This window comes from Bradyrhizobium sp., assembly GCF_036009065.1.
Lineage (GTDB): Bacteria > Pseudomonadota > Alphaproteobacteria > Rhizobiales > Xanthobacteraceae > Bradyrhizobium.
In genome coordinates, this window is the sequence record NZ_DASYMN010000018.1 from 33,177 (window position 1) to 52,124 (window position 18,948).

Sequence of the window (18,948 nt, forward strand, 5' to 3'; positions counted from 1 at the left end):
CGTGGTGCACTCATTTCGCCGCGCGCACCTCGACATTGCCGGTGGTGGTGCGGCCGTAGCGCGAGGGGTTGTACATGTCCTCGACATAGGCCTGCGGCAGCACGTATTTGCCCGGCGATACCGCGCGCACCACATACGCCACGGTGAACACCGCCTTGTCGTCGCTGCCGCGATCGATCGCAGCCGTGAAGCGGTCGTCGCGGAAATCGGTGTTTTCCGGCTCCTCGCCGTCTTCGATCCAGTCCAGCGTGCCGGTGTCGCCGGACGACACCAGATGCGGGTTGTCGATCTCGAAACCGGCCGGGAGATAATCCGACACCATGATGTGCCCGAATTCCGGCTTGGCTTCGGTGACTTTCAGCACCACCGCAAAACGGTCGTTCTGCTTCGCCTTCGCGACGTCGGCCGGCTTGCCGTCGAGCGTGAAGTAATTGCGCTCGATCTTGAAGCCGTTGGATGCCGCGGGCTCCGGTGTGACCGGCGCACCGCTCACCGAAATCACCGCCTGCACCGGCGTATCGCCGGTGTTGGCGATCCTGATCGGCTGGCCCGCCATCTCGGCGGCTGTGTAGCTGCGGTACAGCGCGGTCTTCACCGGACTGCCGTTGACATCGAGCGCCAGCGTTTCCTTGGACAGCGCGCGCGACGCCAGCACCAGCCAGGCATTTTCCTGGGTCGAGGTGTAGGGCGTAAGCCCACGCGCGGCCTCGACGCGCTGCACCGCCTGGGTGATGGTCGCGCTCGATGCATTGCCTTCGCTGCCAAGCGAGACCAGGGCCGCGGCGTCACGCAACGCCGAGCCGTAGTCGACCCGGCCGAATTCCAGCACCGGTTTTGGCGCGAGGCTCTCCAGCGCCGCGGCATAGACCCGCTCCGCCCGGCTTCGATCGCCGACCAGCGCCAGCGCCGCCGCCAGTTGCGATTTTGCAATGGGCGTGGCGAGGTTGTTCAGCTTGGTGTCGGCGAGATAACGGAGATCGCCGACCGGGGCGGTGCCGTTGCGCGCGAGCACGTAGAGCCCATAGGCGAGATCGCGCCCGCCGTTCTTTTCAGGTTCGTCGGCATTGACCACCGAGTTGCGGATGCGATCCAGCGCGTTGCGGAACAGCACGTCCGGCACCGCAAATCCCTTTTCACGGGCGCGGGTCAGGAAGTCCGTCACATAAGCGTCGAGCCAGGCGTCATCGCCGCCCGCCGACCACAGCCCGAACGAGCCGTTCGAGCCTTGCCGCGCCAGCAGCTTGTCGATGGCGTCCTTGATGCGCTGGTCGACCGCCGTGTCCATGGCAAGATGCGCTCCGGCCGCGAGGTCATTGACATAGAGCAGCGGCATCGCACGGCTGGCGATCTGCTCGGAGCAGCCATAGGGATAGCGGTCCAGCGCCTTCAGGATGGTCGCGGCGTCCAGCGCCGTGGACAGGCTGACCGACATCGACACCGCGCCGGTGCCCTGCACGAGATCCGAGAACATGTCCGACGTCAGCATCAGGCTTTCGCCCTTCGCCAGCGTGCGGATCGAGCGCCGCGCCAGGATTTGCGTCGCGGCCTTGACGTCCAGCACATAGTGCCGCGCCAGCGTCAGCCCGTTCGGCCCCTTGATATCGACGTCGAGCTGCGCGGTGCCGGCGCCGCCGGAGGCGTCGAGCGCCAGCGCCATCGAAGTGCGCTGCTTGGCGGCGAGCTTGACCGTGGTGGCGGAATTGCCCGTCACCTTCACAGGTCCCGAGGTCTTGACATGGATGGTGTAGTCACCCGCCGCACCCTCGACGTTGTCAAGATCCATGCTTATGGTGCCCTTGTCGCCATTGAGCAGGAAGCGCGGCAGCGTCGCCGTCAGCACCACCGGATCGCGAACAATGACGTCGGTGGTGGCGCGGCCGAGTTTTGTGGCGGTCCATGCCACCGCCATCACCCGCGCGGTGCCGGCGAACTCCGGAATGTCGAAGCTGATTTCGGCCGAACCATCCGCGCCAGCGGTGACGATACCGGAATACAGCGCCAGCGGTTTTTGCGCGGGCGGACTGCCCTGCAGCTCGGCGCCGGCGGAATCGCCGCCGGTCTTGAGCTGGCCGCGGGCGCCCTGCATGCCGTCGATCAATTGCCCGTAGAGGTCGCGGATCTCCGAGGTCATGCGGCGCTGGCCGAGATAATAATCGTCAGGGGCCGGCGGTTTGTAATTGGTCAGGTTGAGAATGCCGACATCGACCGCGGCGACGACTATTTTTGCATCCTCGCCGGGATTAAGCCCGCCAAGCTTGACCGGCAGCTTTAAAGTGGTGTTCGGCCGCACCAATGCCGGCGGCGAAAGGCCGACGGTGAGGCTGCGGGCCTTCTTGTCGATGCCGAACCATTTCAGGCCGATCGCCCGGCCGGGCATCCGAAGCGCCGCGGCATCCAGCGGCCGGCGCAGCGTCGCCACCACATAAGCGCCGGTGCCCCAGTCCTTGCCGACCGGAATCCTGACCTGCGCGGTGCCTTCCTTGATGTCGGTCGACTGCGTCGTCAACAGCCTGTCGCCGAGGACGTTGATGGTCAGCTTGCCGGCCGTGCGCGCATTGACCGACACCACCATGGTGTCGCCGGACTGGTATTCCGGCTTGTCGATCGAGGTCTCCAGCAAATCGGGCGTGTCGGCGCTGCCATCGGAATACCAGCCGACATCGAACTGTACCGAGGTCAGCGGCCCGTCGGCTTCAGTCGATTTGACGTCGAGCCGATAGCGGCCGGGCTGCGGCGACAGCGTCAGCCGCGACGGCTTTTCCGCGGCGATGGCAAGATCGCCATCGGCCACGCGCTTGGTGGATTTGACCGGCTCGTATTCCCAGGCGGAACTCTGGCGATACCATTGATAGCGGGATTCCAGCTTGAGCAGCTCGTAGCGCAGCCCGCCCCGCGAAAGCGGCTTGCCGTCGGGCGCGACGAATACGACGTCAAAGTCGGCCTTGTCGCCTTCCGCCACGTTCTTGTCGCCGAACATCGGTTTCACCCCGATCATGGCCGCCCCCGGCGCCACCGGCAGCACCAGCTTGCGCTCGACCGCGCGGCCGCCGGCTTCCGTCATGCGAATGAAGAACTGGGCTTCCTGCGGCCGCGTTGAGGACGGCGGCTTTGCCAGACTGACCGGAAATGTCGCGACGCCATTCGCATCTGCTACCGGCAGGTTCTCGATCGGCGTGCGCTCGTTGCTGGTGGTCTCCTCGTCAGCGACGCCGAACTGGTAGCCGGCAAAGCCGGGCCGGCTCGAAGCCGGTGCGACCAGCATGTCGCCTTCCAGCTGCAGACCTGATGCCGGGGCGCCGTAAAGGAAATGGCCGTCGACTTTAAGTTCTACAGGAGCCTCGGCTTTGATCTGATTGTCCTTGCTGGATAATTCGAACTCGATCCGATCCGCGACATAGTCCTCGACCATGAAGGTGGTCTCGCCAACCGACGAGCCCTTGGGATCGGTGAAGGCGCGCACCCGCCAGGTCCCGGTCGGGACCGCGGAATTCAGCGGCAAGGTCAGGCTGCGGCCGCCCGCGCCCTGGTCAGGCAGCACGGCGCGGCGGAATTCGACGCCGTCGGGGCGCTCGATCACCAGTGTCAGCGGCCCGCCGGTCACGGCATTGCCCTGCCCGTCCCGCAACAGTGCGGTGAGATAGACCGTCTCGCCAGAGCGATAGACGCCGCGCTCGGCATAGACGAAGGCGTCGGCACCCGCCGGCACCGCGCGGCCGGACACGCCGCGGTCGGTGAGGTCGAAGGCGCTGGATTTCAGGCTGAGGAAGGCGTAGTCGGCCTTTTCGCCGGCCACCGTCAGCAACGCCGGCGACAGACCGCCCTCGCCGCGCGCGAGGCCTGCCTCGAACAGCACGTGGCCGGAGTCGTCGGTCTTGCGGGTGGCCAGAATCTCGTTGTTGCGGGCCACCAGCCGCACTTCAGCTTTTGCGATCGCATCGGTCGAGGCCAGCGAGTTGACGAACACGTGGATGCCGTCATTGCCCGAAAACGCCGTGAGGCCGAGGTCGGACACGATGAACCATTGCGTCGCCAATGAGCCATCGTCATCGCCGCCCGAACCGGGCCCCTTGGCCTTGGCGGTCATCACATAGACGCCGGGCTGCAAATCGCCGAGCGCAGAATCGACCGGAAATGCGGTCGTGACGTCCTGATTGAGCGTGGTCGCGGTCGCAAGCTCCCCGGACCATACTTTTGCGCCGCGCTCATTGCCGAGGTCGCCGAGCTGGTAGCTGGACAGCGCCTTCTGGAAGTCGCTGTCGATGACCGTGTTGATCAGGTTGCGGTCGCCGATCCGGAACACCTGCACCGACACCGAAGGCGTGTTGACGCTGACCAGCGGAATACCGCGCTGGCCGGTGCGCGGCAGCACATAGGCCCGCCCGGTAAAACGCACGAACGGTTTTCGGTCGCGCACATAGATATTGAACTCGGCTGACTTCGGCAGGCTTTCCTTCACCGTCGACGGCAGGCCCGCGCGCAGGTTGATGTTGTAGCGCTCGCCGTGCTTGAGGCCCTCGACGCAGAGCTGCTTTTCTTCCGACGACAGCGCCGGCCTGTCGCTGCCCGCGAGCGCCAGGAACGGCGAGAAATCGGTGCGTTTGGCCAGATCCTCGGAGAACTGGAAGCACGCGCGGGGCGAGGCCGCATCCGAATCGATGGTGTAGTCCAGCAGCCGAAAACCATGGTCGTTACGCAGCTTTTCGTAAGCCCCGCGGACCTCCGCGACTTCCCTCATATCGAGCGAAAGCCGCAACGTATCCAGCGCCGGGCGCCAGAGCTTGCGGTCGGACAGCGCGCGGCCAAGCACCGCTAGGGCGTCCGCCTCCTCCCCCGCATTGCCGGCACGCTGATAGGCGATGTAGGCGGCGGTGGAAGCGCGCTCATACAGAAAAGTCTGCTCGCTTGAGGTGGCGGAGCGGATCTGGAAAATGGTTCGGGCCAGCCGCAGCCAGTTGGCGCTGTCCTCCGGCGCCACCGCGGCGATCTGTACAAGAATTTGAAGGCCGATCCGGTAGTCGCCGCGTTTGAAGGCGGCGTCGGCGTCAGTCCGCAGTGTCGCCGACGACTTTGCGACGGGACCTGCCTCGCTCTTGATCTGGGCTTCCAGCTTCACGGCCGAATCGGCGAGATCGTCGCGTTTGAAGGCCTTATCCGCCGCCTGCGCCGAGATGAGGCCAAGCGCCAGCGTTGCGCAAAGTGCTGCGGCGCGAACCAAACCGATCATGATGGACTCCTTGGGGGGCGGACGAACGCCGCTTGATGGACAGAAATGCGCGAAAAGGTGACGGACTGATGGCCGGGAATGGGATAGCGAAAAAGTCGCATGCGACGTTAGCCGTAACTGGTTCATGGCCACCTGCCGGCCGGGGGCGGCGCGTCGTTGGACGGCGAGACCGAAAGCAACAGAGCCCGCGCTCAAGCGTTGTCGCACGCCAGAGCAAATTGGTTCGGCTCAGGCTTGGCAGGGAAGCGGATTTTTCATATTGGCGGTGCTATCAGGACAAGCACGGTCCCATAGCTCAACTGGATAGAGTAACGGATTTCTACTCCGTGGGTTGCAGGTTCGAATCCTGCTGGGATCGCCAATCATTTCAATCAGATAGCCAGCGCGTCACCTCCCCTGCTCACGCAAGCCACCCCGACAGGTCGCGGCCGATCAATTTTCCCGTGCGGCGGATGTCGGGCTCGAATGCGTGCAACAGCGAAGCGCGCAGGGCTGCCGGCAGCGGCGGCGGTGGTCGCAACCACAGACGCCGCAAGCGCGTCGCAAGGCCGGTTCCGCGCATCGAGACCGGGAGCAGATCGCGCGCTGCGGTGGCGGCGTGAACCGCGATCCTGTCTAGCGCGGGCCATTTCGGCATCAGGCCGACGTTGTGCCGCGCCTGGGTGTCGATCGCCGCATTCGGAGCGATGTCCAGGAAGGCGCAGAGATCGCGCAGCGCGGCGGCGGTATCGCGTGCGAGGTCGTCAAACAAAACGACCTTGACGCGGCTGTTGCCGAACGTCGCGAAGTAGCGCGCGAGAGCATCGTGGTACAGGCTTGTATCGAAGTAATAATTGCCCGGCTGCAACGCAGCTTCGATCGGCCGTTTTTCGACGCCGCGCCGCACCCGCCCGAGATAACTCGAATACGCCCGGTCAGCCGGATTGCGCAGCGACACGATTACCTTCACGTTCGGCAGTTCGGCCGCGATCCGCTCCGGCGCTTCCGGCGCGTGCAGGTAATTCGGCGAGGCTTCTCCGATGGCGCGCTCGGCCTTTGCGCCGTCGAAAAGCCGTTCGTACTCTGCACGATTGCGCTCGACGCGCTCTCCCGGCAATACGCCGAAGCAAGGGAAGTAGCGCGGTTCCTTGAGCGGGCTCATGTACACATCGGGATGCTGCCGCAAGTACTGGTAAAGCGATGTGGTGCCGCACTTCGGCGCGCCAACAATCAAAAAATTCGGTAAAGGCATGGCGGCAAACGCTTCCGTGATGCAATCGCCGAACATATAGTACCGCGCTCGATAGCCGTCGACAAGGAAACCTACGTGGCGAGTACGCAAGCGGTCGCAATTGCAGACCCCCCGACGCAGACGCCGGAGCGCCTTTGCGCGGATCTGGTGTTCGTGTGTGAATGCCTCGGGGCCGGTGGAATCCAGCGCGTCGTCTCGGTACTTTCCAACGAATGGAGCAGGCGCGGCAGGAAGGTATGCGTCGTCACGCGCCACGATCGGCGTTTTTTCACGCTCGAGGGTTCCGTCCAGCATGTGGTGTTTCAGGGCGATGCCGTGTCCAGCCTCATGACGTGGCTGAGACGCGCATTCGCTCTGCGCGACCGGTTTCTCGCGGAGCTGCGCCGGTCGCGGCTCGCAAGCTGGCGGCCGGCGCGTATGTTCGGCCATGGGCTCTACGTGCTGCTGCTGCGGGCGCCGCTCAAGATCTACCTCGCAGCCATGTTCGCGCTCGACGTGCGCGCATTGCGGCGCATCCTGGTGCGCGTCAATGCGCCGCTTGTCGTGTCAATGGGCACGCCTCTCAATGTGATCACGCTCGTGGCGGCCGAGGGTCTTGGGCGGCGCGTTGTCGTTTCGGAGCGCGGCGACGCCAAGGCGATGCGCAGGAATTGGCTCTGGGGCGGGCTCACTGCCAAACTATATGAACGAGCGCATCTGGTAACCGCGAACAGTCGCGCCCTGGTGCGCCACATGCGTGGGTTTGTCGCCGCCGGTAATCTTGCGTTTCTTCCCAATCCGGTGTGGGTCGAGCGCGGGCATGGAAGCGCTCGCGAGTACGACAACACAACGGCGCCGGTGGTGCTGAGCGTGGCTCGCCTGGTTCCGGAAAAGGCTCCGGATGTCCTGCTGGAAGCATTTGCATTGTGTGCGGAACAGTATCGCGAATGTCGTCTTGCTCTCGTGGGTGAGGGACAGCTCGAAGCGGCGCTCAGGGCGCAGGCGGCAAGGCTGGGAATCGCCGAGCGGATCGACTGGTGCGGCCTGGTGAAAGATCCGCTGCCGCATTACGAGACCGCCCAGGTGTTCGTGCTCCCCTCGCGCATCGAAGGCATGCCGAATGCGCTACTGGAGGCCATGGGCTGCGGTGTCCCCGTGATCGTGAGCGATGGCACGCCCGGGCTGCTGGAGCTGGTTGAGCAGGGCGTCACCGGCCTCGTCGTACCCGTCGACGATCCCGTGGCGCTCGCGGCCGCGTTGCGCCTGATGCTGTCGGACGCACCGCTGCGGCGGCGACTCGGGATGGCGGCGCGCGAACGCGTCCTGGAATATGAGCTTTCGCGGTCGCTCGCGAGCTGGGAATCCGCGCTCGGATTCGCCGGGTAACGGGCTGAGCCGTTCAAATCCGGCCGCGTCCGCTGACCTTGCACGATGCGGCAACTGCGCAAACGGCCGGACTACTATTTCCGCCCCAACTTCTCCCGCTCCGCAACGAGCTTGTCGAGCTCGTCCGTCTGCTGCGCGATCCGGTCGGCGGTGCGTTCCTCGTTTTGGCCGCCGGAGGCGCCGGCGGCCTGCTCGATCAACTGCCGGATATTGTCGCGTAGCACCGCGATTCGGTCGTCCAGTTCTGAAGGCGAAAGATTGCTCGGCATCGGCATGGCTCCAATGTTCGTCGCGGCCCGGCGCAGAATCCTAACCCCCGCATCGGCCGCCTCCTACGGAAAAACGCCGGTTTGTTCCGTCACAAGCTCCTCTTCAAGCCATTTCGGCCCCCGGACGAAACAATTCTCCTTAGCCACGAAACCATTTTCGGTTCCCGACGCAATCATCCTGAAACGGTCGGCAGGCCATTCTCCGCTCAAGGATACGCCGAAAAAGGCGATCGGGGAGCTTCAAATGAACCATTCCATTTACAGTGCAGACCGTTCGACCCATCTCAAAATCGTCGTTCTCGCCCTGGTGGCGGGTATCGCGGTGGCCGGTTTCGGCATCTCGGCGCGGACCAATTCCGACGGCGCTGCCCAGACCGCACATGTCGTCAAGGCAGGCAAGCCGGTGGCGGTCACAAGTTCAGACGCTTCGGTCGTGCGCTGAGGAGTTCGCGCTATGTCGACGAACACCGATCAGGTAGGGAATACAGGAATTGACCCGGCCTTCTGGTCGATCGCCGCCGTGCTCAGTGTCGCGATCGTCTACGTCGCCTGCCTGACCTGACAGGCGGCTGCGGGCCCCTTGGCGGCCATCTTTAGTCCCGTTCGCGCCGACGCGGTTGCTTCGATGGCATCCGCGGTGTTCTGATTCCCGGAGCCGCCTGATTAACGTCTGGTGACGGCCCGGCGAAAAATTCGAGCGAAATCGCCGCCTGCTGCTTAAAATTTGAGGCTTATTGTCGCCCGGCATTGGGAGACAGGAACGGGTCATGTCGAGCCGGGAAGCCTTACTATTGGACAGCGGACATTGCCGCGCGATCTGCGATGAAATCGGAGAACGGCTGCGGTTCCTGATCGAGAAGGAATCCGCCGAGATTCCGCAGCGGCTGCGATTGCTGCTCGAGCGGTTTGCCGAGCTGGAGGGCGAGCAGGCGCCTTCGATCGCCCCTTCGATGGACGACATGGCGGCGTGGTCTACCGCGGCGTAACCCCCTGACGCCGCCCACCTCTGCCGCATGCCTGCCTCGATGACCATGCCACTTCCTTCCCCCCTGGCGGCGGCGTAGCATTGCCGGCACTGGTGGGGCGTAGGCGCGGCGCCCGCTCAAAAACGAACATGCGCCACGGGAAAACGCCATGTTCGAGATACTCGATCGGCAGACGCGGCTGACCGGCAACCAGATCAAGATCCTCACCGCGGCCATCATCGGCGACGCCCTGGAATTTTTCGATTACTTCCTGATCGGCTTCGTGCTCGCCTTCCTGATCGGGCCGTGGAAGCTCACCTTCGGCGAGTCGGCGGTCGTGCTGATGAGCTCGGGCATCGGCGCCATCATCGGCGCCTATGTCTGGGGCTGGCTCGCCGACCGCATCGGCCGCCGCAAGGTCTTTATCGGCACGGTGCTGAACTTCTCCATCGCTACCGGCCTGCTCTATTTCACACCAGACAATGGCTGGATCTATCTGTCGATCATGCGCTTTTTCGTCGGCGTGGGCGTCGGCGGGCTGTATTGCGTGGACCTGCCGCTGGTGCAGGAATTCATGCCCTCCTCCAAGCGCGGCTGGGTTGGGGGCCTGGTGACCTGCGTCATCCCGCTCGGCGTCGGCCTCGGCGCGGTGCTCGGCGCCTTCATGGGCAGCGACCAGTGGCGGTTGTTGTTCGCGATCGGCGTGCTGCCCGCGCTGCTGGTGCTGCTGGTGCGCATCTGGGTGCCGGAATCGCCGCGCTGGCTGTGCCGCCAGGGCCGCTATGAGGAGGCGCGCAAGTCGCTGGCCTGGGCGCTGCAGATGCAGCCCGCCGCGCTGCCGCTGCCGACCGCCGCCGATGCCGGCCCGATCCTCAAGAGCAACTGGCTCGACCTGTTCAAATATCCGCGCAGCCTGCTTGTTTCCTGGCTCGGCAATGCCGGTGCGCAGACCGGCGTGTACGGCATCACGCTGTGGGCGCCGTCGCTGTTCGTGCTGCTGCTGAAAGTGACGCCGCAGCAAGCCGCCAAGATGATGATCCTGCTCACCGTCTGCGGCTTCATCGGCCGGCTCTCCTTCTCGTTCTTCTCGGAACTGATGGGACGGCGCAACGCGGGTGGCCTGCTCGGCTTCGGCGCCGGCGTCCTGACCATTATCGCGGGCTATAATTACGACGCGATGCTGTTCGGCATGTCTGCATTCTGGCTGCTGCTGGCCGTGACCTTCTTCTTCGCCGACGGGGGTTTTGCCATCGTCGGGCCGTATGCGGCGGAGGTCTGGCCCTCGCACCTCAGAACCACCGGCATGGGTTCGGCCTATGGTTTTGGCGGCATCGGCAAGATCATCGGGCCGGTCGGCCTTGCCTTGATCGTCGGCTCCGGCAATTATCTCAAGCCCGATGTTCCCCTGCCGCAGATTCCGACCGCGTTCGTCTATCTCGGCTGCTGGTTTTTAATGGCCGGAGCGGTGTATTATTTCTTCGGAATCGAGACCAGGGGCAAATCGATCGAGCAGATCGACAAGGAACTGGCCGTCACCGCCTGATTTATAGCTGCACCCGTTCGACGAGGATTGCCTTGGACGCGATGACCCCGACTTCTGCCGAGCTTGCGGGCGACCGGAGCGTTATCATGCGAGCCGAGGCCGTCCGTCCGGCGGTAGCAGCCGCCTCGAACGAGATCGAGGCGTCCCGCCGGCTGCCGCCGGCCCTGCTCGACCGCCTGCACGCGGCGCGGCTGTTCCGCCTGCTGCTGCCGCGCTCGTCCGACGGGATCGAGACCGATCCCGTCACCTTCTTCCATGTGATTGAAACCATCGCCCAGGAGGACGCCTCCACCGCCTGGTGCCTCAGCCAGGCCGGCGGCTGCGCCATGTCGGCGGCCTATCTCGACCTGCCGGTGGCGCAGGCGATCTTCGGCAGCGATCCCCGCGCCGTGCTCGCCTGGGGTCCCGGTCCGAAGGTCAAGGCGATCGAATGCGAGGGCGGCTACAGGGTCAGCGGGGTATGGGCTTTTGCCTCCGGCGGCCGCCACGCGACCTGGCTCGGCGCCCACTGCCCGATCTATCGAGCCGATGGCTCGCCCAGACGCGATGCCACGACCGGCGAACAACTGGAGCGCACCATGCTGGTGCGCACCGAGGACGTGGAGTGGACCGACATCTGGAACACGGTCGGCCTGCGCGGCACGGCGAGCGACCAGTTCGCGCTGAATGACTTCTTCGTCCGCGCGGACCACTCGATCACCCGCGACTTCGACAAGGAGTGCCGCGAGAGCGGCCCGCTCTACCGCATGGGCAACGGCACCTGCTACCAGGTCGGCTTCGCCGGCGTCGCCTGCGGCATCGCCCGCAGCGCGCTCGACGGCTTTGTCGACGTGGCGCGCAACAAGGTGCCACGCGGCGCCAGCAGGCCATTGCGCGACAATGCGGCGGTGCAGACCAACCTTGCCGTGGCAGAGGTTAATCTGCGCGCCGCGCGGACCTATTTGCTGCAATCGATGGCGGAGATCTGGAAGGACCTTTCCGCAGGCTCGATGATCACCGTCAAACAACGCATCATCATCCGCATGGCGTCCACGCACGCCATCCACAAGGCGCGCGAGGCGGTCGATTTCGCCTGGAATGCCGCGGGCGCCACCGCGATCTTCGAGAGCCATCCGCTGGAGCGCCGCTTTCGCGACATGCACACGGTGACCCAGCAGCTGCAGGGCCAGCTCCGGCATTTTGAAACCGTCGGCGCCTGGATGATGGGCGCCGAAGCCGACCTCACCTTCGTCTGAAAACAAAAAGGAAGAACACCATGCCCCTCGGCGGATTGCAGCATTACACCATCGAGCCCTCCGATCTGGAGCGCACCAGGGAATTCTATTGCGACGTACTGGGACTGGAGAACGGCGAGCGTCCGCCGCTCGATTTTCCGGGCTACTGGCTCTATTCCGGCGGCGTCGCCACCGTGCACCTGATGGGCACCCGCAAGCCGCGCGAAGGCATCGTGGTGCGAGGCACCGAGAAAAAATATGAGGACACCGGCCGCCTCGACCATATCGCCTTCGCCGCCACCGACGCCGACGGCGTGCGCCAGCGGCTACAGTCGCACGACGTAAAATTCCGCGAGAGCATTGTGCCGCGCACCGGCGACACGCAGTTCTTTTTCTACGACCCCGACGGCGTCGGCGTGGAGCTGAATTTCGCGAAGTCGTAAAACGACGAGCTGTCAGGCTCCGTCGAGAGGTTTCTGCCATCAGCCTCGTCGGCATCATGGATGATGCCCGCTCCCTGCTGTCGGGTGTGGGCGCCATATTGGGATCGGCCGACCGGTCCATTCCGCTTTTCGTGCAGCCGTGCACGCCGCTCGGACGTCAAAAATTGGTCCCGTCGTTAAGTAACGCCGCGGGCACGCAGCCGGCCCCGCTTCGCAGAAATTGTGCCGCGCTCAACCACCAATAGCCGCCGACCTTACCCCGCAAAGTTGACTTTCGCGTCGCCCTCGACGATGCTGCCCGGACGCCCATTTTGTTGGGGCGCGCGCACTTTTTCATGAAGTTTTTCGATGAAGAGATTGAATCATGCCCTATTCCGTTCCGGGAAAAGCTGACCAAGCAAGCCAGGCTGTGATTGACGCGTGGAACGCGCAGATCAAGTTTAATTTCGACGATCTTTGGGGCCGCGGTCTCGCCGACTCCAAGCCCTATTTTATCGATGACCCCGGCAAGTTGACCAACGCCGCCTTCACCGACGCGGTCAGATGGTCGGGGGCTCCGGCTGAACCCCGGACTTGCCTTGACGAGACCTGGGCGCAGCGGCTGTCCGACTGGGGTGAGCGGGGGCGAACTTCGTTTCAGAACGAGTATCTGGAATACACTCTTATCTACGCAACCGATCAAACGGGCAAGGTCAGACCCAAGCGCTTTACCGCGACAACCGAGCTTGCGGAATACTGGACCACGGTAGCATCGGTGGATCCGGTTCAGCTGCGCGCAATGGCCAAAGACGTATTGGGACGTGACGTCAGCTATGCCGAACTTTACGGCTCGAACAATGCCGATCCCACCCATCTTTCGCCGGCAACACGCAGGATTGCTTTCGCAACGCAGGTAGCGGGGAATGGCCAGCATGACGATCTTAAGGATGCAAACGTGCCGGCTAATCCGATCGGCAGCCTGAATCGCGAGAACGCCCTTTTCATGCGCCAGCCGATCAATGGCCTGGATGACCTGGTGTATATTGTGATGTTTGGCGCCCGACCCTATGCCGTTAACGGACCGCAAGGTCGGCGAAGGGCCGAGAACTACGAAATATTTCGTTCTCAACAGACGGACTTTCTAGCCTGCCGGAATGCCGATCCGCATGCAGCCAGAGGTGCGTACAATCAGGTTATCAGCCAGATAAACGGGAATGCAGCCAAGAGTTCCCGTATGGCCCTCGCTGATCCTCTCGGTATGTACATCAGGGGATTCAACTCGGGAGCGTTTACCTGGAACGGCGCGGCTGTGCCGCAAGACTGGATCCGCTGGAGGCGCGGTGGCCCGGGCATGTGGCAAAGGCTGGAGTTCGGGCCACCGGACGATAGCCCGGCGTTCCTTGATGACATCATGGAAAGAATTGGGGCGACGCAACAGCCGGTCAGTGGTGGATATAGATTGGTCCGCGGCATCGAAGTTGGACCTGGCGTCATGGTCGAACCCGCGTCCAGCGTAAATCCCCAATGGATCGACATCCCTGCCGCGCAACCGCTCGACTGCACGATGGCCGACGTATGCACCGGAGTAGCACTGGCACGTGCGGATTGGGAAACGGAGCACACCCTGTCTCCCGTGCTGCGGCTGAGGTAAACGACGTTGCCGCTCCAGGAAGGAATCTATTGGGACTCGGGCGCCACGCCAGGGCCGTGCTTTGCCATCATGTTTCTTCGGGTGACCCAAGGGGCAACGGTGGCCGAGATAGCGCCGGCACTCGATCGTTTGTGGAAGGTGCATGACGATTTGCGGCGCGGCCGGATCGCCGATCTTCCCGGCATCGATCTACCCGCGTCGGGGCTGACGATCCTTTGGGGGTACGGCCCTAAAGCGTTTAAAATCCCCGGGGCCAATCATGGGCTTCCTTCCGAGCTTGCAGAGCAAAATCAGTTTTGGCCCCCGCAAAGATCGGAAATTTCTCCCATTTTGGGAGGTGCATCCATTAACTTTGCGCCCGGCCTTGACCGAAACCCGGCCACCGAAGAAATCATGGTGCAGGCTATCGGCGATACGTCCTTGGCGGTGAACAGGGTTATCGTGGAAACATGGAAGCTTCTGAAGAAAACCCTTAGTGCTACGACGTCGCAGCCGCTTCTGGAAATGACGGCCAGCTTTACCGGTTTTAATCGCGAAGACGGGCGAAGCTGGATCGACTTTCATGACGGCGTGTCAAATCTGAGAAGCGGAACGCCAAGGCTCCATGCGATTGCGGTCAAGCGACAGGGCCTTCCGGAAAACCGGTGGACCGAAGGCGGCACTTACCTTTGCTTTGTGAGATTGGCCGTCGATCTGGCGGCCTGGCAGAAACTTTCCCAAACCCAGCAGGAGCTGGTGGTCGGGCGCTCCAAGCTCACGGGATGCCCGCTTGTTTCGGTCGATGCGGCAGGAAATCCATCGACCATGAATGGCTGTCCGTTCTCCGGAACCTCAGCTCCGACCGATCCCGCCAACGCTCCGTTCCGGGAACCACCGCTGGTGACCGACGATATGCGTTTCAGTCACGTTCAGAGAGCAAATCACGATCATGACGATCGGTTCGAAACGCCGGACTCTCACAGGTTTTTCCGTCAGGGATATGAATTCGTAGAGCCACCACTAGCTGGCAGCGACCTCGTGCTTGGACTGAATTTCGTCAGTTTCCAGGACACGCCGACCAGGGTCCTGTTCACTCTGACCATGCCTGACTGGCTCGGAGACTCAAATTTCGGCGGCAGTACGACCGCGCCACAGCCTGGTATGGCATCGCTTCTCAAAGCACAGGCGGCCGGAATTTTCTTTTGCCCGGAAGCTCCCGAAGCCGGCGAATTTCCGGGAAGCTCTATTTTTCGCCAGCCGCAACTGGTTGCCGCCGCTGCTCCGCGTCGCCGCCGGGCCAAGGTGGCCAACAAACGATCACGTAAGGCTCGCGCCTAGCAAGACAACGTTCGGCAGATTCGGAGCAAGGCCGCGCTAGATCAGATACCGGCGCGTATCACCCCTTCACGTCGAGCAGCTCGACGTCGAACATCAGCGTCGCGTTGGGCGGGATCACGCCGCCGGCGCCGCGCGCGCCATAACCGAGCTGCGGCGGAATGATCAAAGTGCGCTTGCCGCCGACCTTCATGGTCGCGACACCCTCGTCCCAGCCGGCGATGACCTTGCGTTGGCCAATCGGGAATTCGAACGGCTCGTTGCGGTCGACCGAGGAGTCGAACTTCTTGCCCTTGACGCCGTTCTCATAGAGCCAGCCGGTGTAGTGCATGACGCAGGTCTGGCCGGGTTTCGGCGTCGCGCCGGTGCCGACCTTGCTATCGGTAATCTGCAAGCCTGAGGCTGTGGTCATGGGTTTTCCTGCGGTCTGGGCCGTTGCGGCGTGAAAGGGAGCGTTCAGGACGACGGCGGGCAATGCCGCTATCAGTGAAAATGCGGCCAAGGCGCTGGCACGTCGGGCGGTCGGCATCTTTCCTCCTTGTCGAGTTTTCTCGATTGTCTTTTTCAGGCTCCGTACCGCGATACAAGCGTTGTTTTTTGCGGCAGACTTCAAGTTGGACACGCCAAAGGAACCCAATCGCTTCCCGCCGGTCATATCGCACATGAAGAACGGATTATACTCGGTTCATATCCAGATGCGCGACGGCGTAAAGGGCCGGGCCAGCGGGGTGATTATCGCACGGGATGGCGTTATTCTGGGCGGCGATCCCTACTTCTGGTCGGTTGGCTCCTATACCTTCAAGGGAAGCGCGTGTAAGGGCGAATTGGTTACCAATCAGCACACGCCGTATCGCGAGAGCGCCGCGCGGCCGGTATTCGGCGGCCGCGAGGTCACCACCGGCTTTTCCGGAACCTTCGTGGATGACACTGCGGAAGTATTTGGTACCTCGCTGGTCGGCAGCCGCAGCGTCAGTTTTCGCGCGACATTGCGCAAGCTAGCGGATAATTAGACGCATCTCGCGGCTCACAACGAACAACGAAAGCAGCAAGGCCCATCTAGATGAGTGGATTCAAGGAAGTCAGCTTCGCAGACCGCCAGAAGGCGGCGCAGGAAGCCAGGAAGAATATTCTGGACAAGTTTCGCGCGCAGCCCGGCGCCGACGATCCAGCGGTGAAACAACGTCAGGCCGAGCGCGAAGCGCAGGCCGCCGCGCGCGCCAAAGCCAGGCTCGCCCGCGATGCCGAGAAGGCTGCGAAGAAGGCCGAGGAAACGCGCCTGGCCGAGGAAGCGGCGGCCGCCGCCGCCCGCGAAAAGCAAGAGGCCGCGGCCCGCGAAGTGGCGCTGGAAGCCGAGCGCAAGGCCGCACGCGACGCCCGCTACGCCGCCCGTAAGAAGCGGAAGTAGTGCATGGTCGCGTCCCGCGAACTCCGGGATCCATAACCTACGACCGTCCGCCTGAGCGACGGTGCCTGCCGAGGGATAGATGCCTATGCGGCATCGAGATCGGTGTTTATTGGGCCTTGGCGCTTGGCGGGGCCTGAAATTTTATTTAAAGGACCTAGAAATTCCTATTGATAAGTTCCTAAGGGATGATAGACTCATAACCGTCCTGTCCGATGAGGGGCGCTTTCTAGAAGCGATCCCGAGCGGACAGAGCGAGAGCTGGCCGGACCGGGGCGCCCCGGAACGGTCGACAGGCCGGTGGCCGGTGGAGCGCCGGGAGGCGCTGCGCCCTACGTCACTGGGCGCGCGCGGTAGCCTTGCCGCGCGAGGTGGGTACGTTAATCCCGCCTCAAGGGGTGCCCGTTGGTGCCCTGGCGCCTCCCGCCGCTCCACCCCCTCGCTTGGGTTCGCGAGGGACTGGCAAACCTCGGACGCCTTGCGCCGCGAGAATGTGGAAGTGTGGCTGTTTGAATCGGAGACGAAATCTGCGACGAGGGGCTTCGTTTCTGACCCATGAAATAATCTACGCGTTGACGTGTTGTTGAAGAGGACGTGGGCGATGGGCTGGGTTCGCTCGGACAAAATATGTTAGTCCGGCATTCGCATCCCGAATCTCGGTGCATGTGCGGTGCAACAATATGATGCACGCCCCCCGCACTGCCTCAAACTATCAGATGAGAGAAAATACGTGAGCCGACGGGCTAACATGCCGCATCGACATCGCCCGTATTCCCAATAGAGAAAAGCATAAGGGAGACATCCATGATAACACGCCGACACGTCATCGCGTCCGCGCTCGCCGCCCCCGCTATCCTGCGCCTGGGAACCGGAACGGCGCATGCCGCGACCACCTTGAAAATCTCGCACCAGTTCCCGGGCGGGACCATCGACAAGGGCGATTTCCGCGACCGGTTGTGCCGGGTGTTCGCCGCCGAGATCACAAAGCGCAGTGGCGGCGAGCTGGCCGCCGAAATCTATCCCAACTCGTCGCTGATCAAGACCAACGCGCAATTCTCCGCAATGCGCAAAGGCGCGCTCGATATCAGCCTGTACCCGCTGCCCTATGCCGGCGGCGAGTTGCCGGAAACCAATATCGGCCTGATGCCCGGGCTGGTCTCGACCTACGACCAGGGCCTGCGCTGGAAGAACCAGCCGGTCGGCAAGGCGCTGACCGATTTCCTGGCCGACAAGGGCATCGTCATCCTCACCTGGGTATGGCAGGCCGGCGGCGTCGCCAGCCGCTCGAGGCCGGTTGTCGCGCCGGAAGACGTCAAGGGCCTCAAGGTCCGCGGCGGATCGCGCGAGATGGACATGGTGCTGCAGAGCGCCGGCGCGGCCGTGCTGTCAGTGCCGTCGAATGAACTTTACGCGGCGATGCAGACCGGCGCCTGCGACGCCGGCATCACCTCCTCCACCAGCCTGATCTCGTTCCGGCTCGAGGAAGTGGCAAAATCGCTGACTTCGGGTGCGGGCGCTTCCTACTGGTTCATGTTCGAGCCGCTTTTGATGTCGAAGGCGATCTTCGACAAGCTGCCGAAGAACCAGCAGGACATCCTTGTCGCCGTCGGCGCCGAGATGGAAGCCTTCGGCAAGAAGGGCGCGCAGGACGACGACATCGAGGTCGCCAAGGTCTATGAGAAGGCTGGCGCCAAGGTCAGCGCGCTCGATCAGGCGACGGTCGGCAAGTGGCGCGACATCGCCCGCGATACCGCCTGGAAGGACTACACCGGCAAGAGCGCAGCCGCGGCCAATCTCCTGAAACTCGCAACCGACGTCTCCGCATGATGCATGGTCCGCTTCCGGATCAGCCTGACGTACCAGCCGCCGCCACGGACAACATGCTCGTGGCGGCGCTAGATCGCGCGCTCGCCTTTTGCAACTGGATCATTGTCATTCTCGCGGGGGTAGCTCTGGTCGCGGCGAGCGCGATCCTGAGCTACAGCGTCCTCAGCCGCGCTCTGTTTCACAGCCCAAACTACTGGCAGGACGAAGCCGCGGTGTTTCTGCTGGTCGGCGCCACATTCATGACCGCAGCCTATGTTCAGGGGCAGCGCGGACACATCGGAATCGAGGCGTTCGTCGGGTTGCTGTCGCCGCTGGTCAACCGCATCCGCCTCTGGCTGGTGGATGTCGCCAGTTTCGTATTTTGCGCGTTCTTCTCCTGGAAATCCTGGACGCTGGCGCATGAAGCGTGGGTCGATGGCCAGGTGACGAACTCGATGTGGTCGGCACCCTTAGCGATTCCTTACGTCCTGATGGCATCAGGCATGACGCTATTGTGCGTGCAAATAGTCCTGCAGCTTCTG

The 18,948-nt window shown here is 63.3% G+C and carries 16 protein-coding genes and 1 tRNA gene; 13 read left to right on the plus strand and 4 right to left on the minus strand.

Going from position 1 to position 18,948, the window contains the following annotated elements; genetic code table 11:
- Positions 1-10: 10 nt before the first annotated feature.
- Positions 11-5,224 carry an alpha-2-macroglobulin gene (locus VGP39_RS00835; protein WP_327566214.1) on the minus strand — a complete coding sequence of 1,738 codons (5,214 nt, stop codon included), beginning with the start codon at positions 5,222-5,224 and terminating at the stop codon, positions 11-13.
- 284 nt (positions 5,225-5,508) lie between these two features.
- Here VGP39_RS00835 and VGP39_RS00840 point away from each other — a divergent pair.
- Positions 5,509-5,585: transfer RNA gene (locus tag VGP39_RS00840), tRNA-Arg, on the plus strand.
- Between the two features lie 39 nt (positions 5,586-5,624).
- Here VGP39_RS00840 and VGP39_RS00845 read toward each other — a convergent pair.
- Positions 5,625-6,884: a sulfotransferase gene (locus VGP39_RS00845; protein WP_327566215.1), complete on the minus strand. Its 1,260-nt coding sequence runs from the start codon at positions 6,882-6,884 to the stop codon at positions 5,625-5,627.
- Here VGP39_RS00845 and VGP39_RS00850 point away from each other — a divergent pair.
- Positions 6,873-7,820: a glycosyltransferase gene (locus VGP39_RS00850; RefSeq protein WP_327566216.1), complete on the plus strand. Its 948-nt coding sequence runs from the start codon at positions 6,873-6,875 to the stop codon at positions 7,818-7,820. The genes VGP39_RS00845 and VGP39_RS00850 overlap by 12 nt on opposite strands.
- A gap of 74 nt (positions 7,821-7,894) precedes the next feature.
- Here the strand turns inward: VGP39_RS00850 and VGP39_RS00855 are convergent, their stop codons facing one another.
- Entirely contained in the window at positions 7,895-8,095 is a 201-nt protein-coding gene (locus VGP39_RS00855) for a hypothetical protein (RefSeq protein WP_327566217.1), read from the minus strand.
- A 238-nt stretch (positions 8,096-8,333) separates the two neighbouring features.
- Between VGP39_RS00855 and VGP39_RS00860 the strand changes: the two genes are divergently transcribed.
- The 7 genes from VGP39_RS00860 to VGP39_RS00890 all read left to right on the plus strand — a co-directional run bounded on the left by VGP39_RS00860 (position 8,334) and on the right by VGP39_RS00890 (position 15,201).
- Positions 8,334-8,531, plus strand: coding sequence for a hypothetical protein (locus VGP39_RS00860; protein WP_327566229.1), 198 nt, complete (start codon positions 8,334-8,336; stop codon positions 8,529-8,531).
- Between the two features lie 325 nt (positions 8,532-8,856).
- Complete coding sequence (locus VGP39_RS00865) at positions 8,857-9,075, plus strand: hypothetical protein (RefSeq protein WP_327566218.1); 219 nt, start codon at positions 8,857-8,859, stop codon at positions 9,073-9,075.
- A 148-nt stretch (positions 9,076-9,223) separates the two neighbouring features.
- Positions 9,224-10,597, plus strand: a complete 1,374-nt coding sequence (locus tag VGP39_RS00870; protein WP_327566219.1) for an MFS transporter — start codon at positions 9,224-9,226, stop codon at positions 10,595-10,597.
- Between the two features lie 86 nt (positions 10,598-10,683).
- On the plus strand, positions 10,684-11,832 hold the full coding sequence (locus tag VGP39_RS00875; protein ID WP_327566220.1) for an acyl-CoA dehydrogenase family protein: 1,149 nt from the start codon (positions 10,684-10,686) through the stop codon (positions 11,830-11,832).
- A gap of 20 nt (positions 11,833-11,852) precedes the next feature.
- On the plus strand, positions 11,853-12,254 hold the full coding sequence (locus VGP39_RS00880; protein ID WP_327566221.1) for a VOC family protein: 402 nt from the start codon (positions 11,853-11,855) through the stop codon (positions 12,252-12,254).
- Between the two features lie 364 nt (positions 12,255-12,618).
- The gene (locus VGP39_RS00885; RefSeq protein WP_327566222.1) at positions 12,619-13,884 is read left to right on the plus strand and encodes a hypothetical protein; all 1,266 of its coding nucleotides are present in this window, start codon (positions 12,619-12,621) and stop codon (positions 13,882-13,884) included.
- 6 nt (positions 13,885-13,890) lie between these two features.
- Complete coding sequence (locus tag VGP39_RS00890; RefSeq protein ID WP_327566223.1) at positions 13,891-15,201, plus strand: hypothetical protein; 1,311 nt, start codon at positions 13,891-13,893, stop codon at positions 15,199-15,201.
- Between the two features lie 58 nt (positions 15,202-15,259).
- Here VGP39_RS00890 and VGP39_RS00895 read toward each other — a convergent pair whose 3' ends face one another.
- Entirely contained in the window at positions 15,260-15,727 is a 468-nt protein-coding gene (locus VGP39_RS00895) for an FKBP-type peptidyl-prolyl cis-trans isomerase (protein WP_327566224.1), read from the minus strand.
- A 133-nt stretch (positions 15,728-15,860) separates the two neighbouring features.
- Here VGP39_RS00895 and VGP39_RS00900 point away from each other — a divergent pair, with 133 nt between their 5' ends.
- The 4 genes from VGP39_RS00900 to VGP39_RS00915 all read left to right on the plus strand — a co-directional run.
- Complete coding sequence (locus VGP39_RS00900) at positions 15,861-16,208, plus strand: GrlR family regulatory protein (protein ID WP_327566230.1); 348 nt, start codon at positions 15,861-15,863, stop codon at positions 16,206-16,208.
- A gap of 50 nt (positions 16,209-16,258) precedes the next feature.
- On the plus strand, positions 16,259-16,603 hold the full coding sequence (locus VGP39_RS00905; RefSeq protein ID WP_327566225.1) for a DUF6481 family protein: 345 nt from the start codon (positions 16,259-16,261) through the stop codon (positions 16,601-16,603).
- Positions 16,604-17,404: 801 nt separating this feature from the next.
- On the plus strand, positions 17,405-18,427 hold the full coding sequence (gene dctP / locus VGP39_RS00910; RefSeq protein WP_327566226.1) for a TRAP transporter substrate-binding protein DctP: 1,023 nt from the start codon (positions 17,405-17,407) through the stop codon (positions 18,425-18,427).
- Positions 18,424-18,948 (plus strand): TRAP transporter small permease (locus VGP39_RS00915; RefSeq protein ID WP_327566227.1); only part of this gene is annotated, 525 nt, incomplete at its 3' end. The genes dctP and VGP39_RS00915, both read left to right, overlap by 4 nt.

What these genes read in the sequence shown, in the direction of transcription:
- VGP39_RS00835 (WP_327566214.1), bottom strand. Translation starts at nt 5,224, where the DNA reads ATGATCGGTTTGGTTCGCGCCGCAGCACTTTGCGCAACGCTGGCGCTT.
- VGP39_RS00850 (WP_327566216.1), top strand. Translation starts at nt 6,873, where the DNA reads ATGTTCGGCCATGGGCTCTACGTGCTGCTGCTGCGGGCGCCGCTCAAG.
- VGP39_RS00845 (WP_327566215.1), bottom strand. Translation starts at nt 6,884, where the DNA reads ATGGCCGAACATACGCGCCGGCCGCCAGCTTGCGAGCCGCGACCGGCG.
- VGP39_RS00855 (WP_327566217.1), bottom strand. Translation starts at nt 8,095, where the DNA reads ATGCCGATGCCGAGCAATCTTTCGCCTTCAGAACTGGACGACCGAATC.
- VGP39_RS00860 (WP_327566229.1), top strand. Translation starts at nt 8,334, where the DNA reads ATGAACCATTCCATTTACAGTGCAGACCGTTCGACCCATCTCAAAATC.
- VGP39_RS00865 (WP_327566218.1), top strand. Translation starts at nt 8,857, where the DNA reads ATGTCGAGCCGGGAAGCCTTACTATTGGACAGCGGACATTGCCGCGCG.
- VGP39_RS00870 (WP_327566219.1), top strand. Translation starts at nt 9,224, where the DNA reads ATGTTCGAGATACTCGATCGGCAGACGCGGCTGACCGGCAACCAGATC.
- VGP39_RS00875 (WP_327566220.1), top strand. Translation starts at nt 10,684, where the DNA reads ATGCGAGCCGAGGCCGTCCGTCCGGCGGTAGCAGCCGCCTCGAACGAG.
- VGP39_RS00880 (WP_327566221.1), top strand. Translation starts at nt 11,853, where the DNA reads ATGCCCCTCGGCGGATTGCAGCATTACACCATCGAGCCCTCCGATCTG.
- VGP39_RS00885 (WP_327566222.1), top strand. Translation starts at nt 12,619, where the DNA reads ATGCCCTATTCCGTTCCGGGAAAAGCTGACCAAGCAAGCCAGGCTGTG.
- VGP39_RS00895 (WP_327566224.1), bottom strand. Translation starts at nt 15,727, where the DNA reads ATGCCGACCGCCCGACGTGCCAGCGCCTTGGCCGCATTTTCACTGATA.
- VGP39_RS00900 (WP_327566230.1), top strand. Translation starts at nt 15,861, where the DNA reads ATGAAGAACGGATTATACTCGGTTCATATCCAGATGCGCGACGGCGTA.
- VGP39_RS00905 (WP_327566225.1), top strand. Translation starts at nt 16,259, where the DNA reads ATGAGTGGATTCAAGGAAGTCAGCTTCGCAGACCGCCAGAAGGCGGCG.
- dctP (WP_327566226.1), top strand. Translation starts at nt 17,405, where the DNA reads ATGATAACACGCCGACACGTCATCGCGTCCGCGCTCGCCGCCCCCGCT.